The organism is Mesorhizobium sp. M7A.F.Ca.CA.002.05.1.1 (genome assembly GCF_003998335.1).
GTDB lineage: Bacteria > Pseudomonadota > Alphaproteobacteria > Rhizobiales > Rhizobiaceae > Mesorhizobium.
This window is the reverse complement of sequence record NZ_RZQI01000607.1, coordinates 1-3,718: the sequence shown is the minus strand read 5'-3', so window position 1 is coordinate 3,718 and position 3,718 is coordinate 1. Positions and strand designations below refer to the sequence as shown.

Sequence of the window (3,718 nt, the reverse complement as noted above, 5' to 3'; positions counted from 1 at the left end):
GTGCAGGAGAACCGGCTCACGGTCGACGACCTGATCTGGCCGATCTTCGTCGTCGAGGGCAAGGGTGTCCGCGAGCCGATCGCCGCCATGCCCGGCGTCTTCCGCCTGTCGATCGATCTCGCCGTCAAGGAGGCCGAGCGCGCGGCGAAACTCGGCATTCCGGCACTCGCCACCTTCCCCAATGTGGACATCTCGCTGCGCGACCAGACCGGCTCGCATATCCTCGATCCCGACAATGTCATCAACCGCGCCACCCGTGCGATCAAGGATGCGGTGCCGCAGATCGGCATCATCACCGACGCCGCGCTCGACCCATTCACCAGCCACGGCCATGACGGCATCCTGCGCGACGGCATCATCGTCAATGATGAGACGGTGGAACAGGTGACCGCCGCTGCCGTCATCCAGGCGGCCGCCGGCGCCGACATCATCGCGCCGTCCGACATGATGGACGGCCGCATCGGCGCCATCCGGGACGCGCTTGACGCCAATGGTTTTCAGGACGTCGCGATCATGTCCTATGCGACCAAATTCGCCTCGGCCTTCTACGGTCCCTATCGCGAGGCGGTGGGCACCGCCGGTCTGCTCAAGGGCGACAAGAAGACCTATTACATCGACCATGCCAATTCCGACGAGGCGGTGAGGGAGGCCGAACAGGACATCGCCGAGGGCGCCGACATGCTGATGGTCAAGCCCGGCCTGCCCTATCTCGACATCATCCGGCGGCTGAAGGACGAGTTCCAGATGCCGACCTTCGCCTACCAGGTGTCGGGCGAATATTCGATGATCAAGGCGGCAGGCGCCAATGGCTGGATCGACGGCGAGAAGGCAATGCTGGAATCGCTGCTCGCCTTCAAGCGCGCCGGGTGCGACGGCATCCTGACCTATTTCGCACCCGAAGTGGCGGAGATGCTGAAGGGAGGCCGCTAGGTCGCTTTGGAATTTTAACGCAATCCGCTAGAATGAATTCATGAGCAGGAATGAGGTGATAAAGCGGTTGCAGAGAAATGCAGATGCCATCAAAGGCATGGGCGCGACTTCGCTTTATCTGTTCGGATCGATTTTACGGGGCGACGCAGGACCTGACAGCGATCTCGACCTCTTCATCGATTATGATCCTGCAAGACGCTTTTCGCTGATTGATCTGGTCGGCATCAAGCAATTTCTTGAGGAGAAGATGTCAGCGGAGATCGATATCACCACCCGCGACAGCCTCAATCCCATGTTGAAGGCCGACATCGAACAATCTGCTGTGCGCATATTTTGATGGCAGTGCGCCGGATCGAACCGATTCTAGCCGAAATCATGGAGGCCCTGGACGGCATCTCTGCTGCCGCCGCGGGCAAGACGTTGGATGACTTTAATAGCGACTGGCTGCTCCGACATGGCATCGAGCGCGGGATCGAAATCATTTCCGAAGCTGCCCGGCACATTCCAGATGATTTGGCAGCACTTGCTCCCGAGATTCCATGGAAACAAGTTCGTGGGATAGGCAACGTTTTGCGTCACGAATATCACAAAACCTCCGGTGCGATAGTATGGCCGGTGGTGACCGACAGCCTGCCGCCACTGCGTCTTGCTGTCGAACGTATGCTCGAAGCGTCGCAGCGCCGATAGTTTTGGCTGACACTTGCGGCTGCATCCTGTTCGCGTCGCAAGGAAGGAACCGCGATATTTCTCTCGTCACAAGCAATTGCATGGCAACGGAACATTTGCTCGCGTCGAGACTGCCGGATCTTTCTGCTCTGCACGTGCGGTGCGGCAAAGTTCTCTAAAATACCGCTTGCAATTCACAATCAGTTTGCTACAAAACAACTGCTTGCAAAATACAACCGGTTATCGAGGAGGCTCGCATGTCCAAACTTCGCGTCAACGCTTTCACCCTGTCGCTCGACGGCTATGGCGCCGGTCCCGATCAGGATCTGCAAAATCCTCTCGGCGTCGGTGGGGAATCCTTGCACAAGTGGTTTGTCGACACCTGCACCTTCCGCGAGAAGGTGCTCGGACAAGATGGCGGCACCACCGACGTCAACGAGGCGTTCGCGGCGCGCAGCTTCGAGAATGTCGGCGCCTGGATCCTCGGCCGCAACATGTTCGGGCCGATCCGCGGCGAGTGGCCTGACGACAGCTGGAAGGGCTGGTGGGGCGACAACCCGCCCTATCATGTGCCGGTTTTCGTGCTCACCCATCACAAGCGGGAACCGATCACGATGGAGGGCGGCACGACTTTCCACTTCGTCACTGACGGTATCCATTCAGCTCTTGAACAGGCTAAGGCTGCCGCTGGCGGCAAGGACGTGCGGGTCGGCGGCGGCGTCGCCACCATCCGGCAATATCTGCAGGAAAAACTGATCGACGAGATGCATCTGGCGATCGCGCCGGTGCTGCTCGGCTCGGGCGAGAACCTTTTCGCCGGCCTCGATATGCTCAAGCTGGGCTATATCTGCAGCGAGCAGGTGGCGACGCCGCTTGCCACGCACGTCACCATCAAGCGGGCGTAGTTACAGCTTTTTCTCCCCGTCACTATACGGGGAGAAGGGAGCGATCCATCAATACTTCTCCGGCACGTAGAGCTCGCGCGGCAGCACCTGGCGCTCGTATTCGGGGTTGAAGACGCGCTCCGGCAAAGTGATCTCCTCGTGCGGCACTTCCTCGTAAGGCAGCTGCTTGAGCAGATGGTCGATGCAGTTCAGCCGCGCGCGCTTCTTGTCGTTGCCCTCGACGATGAACCAAGGCGCTTCCGGGATGTTGGTGCGGGCGAAGGTCTCTTCCTTGGCCTTGGTGTACTGCTCCCAGCGCACACGCGACTGCAGATCCATCGGCGACAGTTTCCACTGCTTCATTGGATCATGGATGCGCATCAGGAAGCGCATCTGCTGTTCCTCGTCGGTGATCGAGAACCAGTATTTGACCACGGTGATGCCCGAGCGGACCAGCATGCGCTCGAACTCCGGCACGTCGTGAAAGAATTCTTCGACCTGATCGGGCTGGGCAAAGCCCATCACCCGCTCGACGCCCGAGCGGTTGTACCATGAGCGGTCGAACAGCACGATCTCGCCGCCGGCCGGCAGATGCGGGACATAGCGCTGGAAATACCATTGCGACTTTTCGCGCTCGGTCGGCGCCGGCAGTGCCACGACGCGGCAGATGCGCGGATTGAGCCGCTGGGTGATGCGCTTGATGACACCGCCCTTGCCGGCCGAATCGCGTCCCTCGAAGATCACCACCAGCTTCTTCTTGTGGTAGGCGACCCAGGACTGCAGCTTGATCAATTCGGACTGCAGGGTGATCAGGTCGCGAAAATACTGCATGCGATCGATCGAAGGCGGATGCGAGTTCTTGTAGATCTTGGCGATCTCCATCGACAGCGCCGGCTCCGACATTTCGAGCTCATAGTCTTCGTCGAGCGTGTCGGCGAGCTCGGCTTCAAGCCAATCCCTGGCCGGAGAATTCTGTTTTAGCTCGGTCATTATCGGCTGCTCCACTTGCAAGCTCTGTCGATCCACGTCCGGCGCCCCAAACTCCGGCTTACAGCCCGGAACGGCAACGCCTGAGCCGACTTCAATATAGGCCTGCAATGACGGTTTTATTGCAGCCCGAGCGTGATCGCCGCCGCTGCCAATCCCGCCAGGCATGATCGATCCGGCGTCCTGGCATGGCGACAAGTCGCGCAAATTGTCCTACAAATAGCGGCCACATTCGGGCGCCCTCCCCAGCC

General features: G+C 59.7%; 5 protein-coding genes. 4 read left to right on the top strand and 1 reads right to left on the bottom strand.

Annotated features, from left to right (window positions below):
• The 4 genes from hemB to EN939_RS24925 all read left to right on the top strand — a co-directional run.
• Positions 1 to 930, top strand: a 930-nt coding sequence (gene hemB, locus EN939_RS24940; RefSeq protein WP_127270474.1) for a porphobilinogen synthase, incomplete at its 5' end; no start/stop codon positions are given.
• 40 nt (positions 931 to 970) lie between these two features.
• A complete protein-coding gene (locus EN939_RS24935; RefSeq protein WP_127270472.1) occupies positions 971 to 1,267 on the top strand; it encodes a nucleotidyltransferase family protein in 297 nt (98 codons plus the stop codon).
• A complete protein-coding gene (locus EN939_RS24930) occupies positions 1,267 to 1,617 on the top strand; it encodes a HepT-like ribonuclease domain-containing protein (protein WP_127270471.1) in 351 nt (116 codons plus the stop codon). The genes EN939_RS24935 and EN939_RS24930 overlap by 1 nt, the downstream gene beginning before the upstream one ends.
• Before the next feature lie 236 nt (positions 1,618 to 1,853).
• On the top strand, positions 1,854 to 2,501 hold the full coding sequence (locus EN939_RS24925; RefSeq protein ID WP_127270469.1) for a dihydrofolate reductase family protein: 648 nt from the start codon (positions 1,854 to 1,856) through the stop codon (positions 2,499 to 2,501).
• A gap of 48 nt (positions 2,502 to 2,549) precedes the next feature.
• Here EN939_RS24925 and ppk2 read toward each other — a convergent pair whose 3' ends face one another.
• Positions 2,550 to 3,470: a polyphosphate kinase 2 gene (ppk2, locus tag EN939_RS24920; protein ID WP_127270468.1), complete on the bottom strand. Its 921-nt coding sequence runs from the start codon at positions 3,468 to 3,470 to the stop codon at positions 2,550 to 2,552.
• Positions 3,471 to 3,718: the final 248 nt, after the last annotated feature.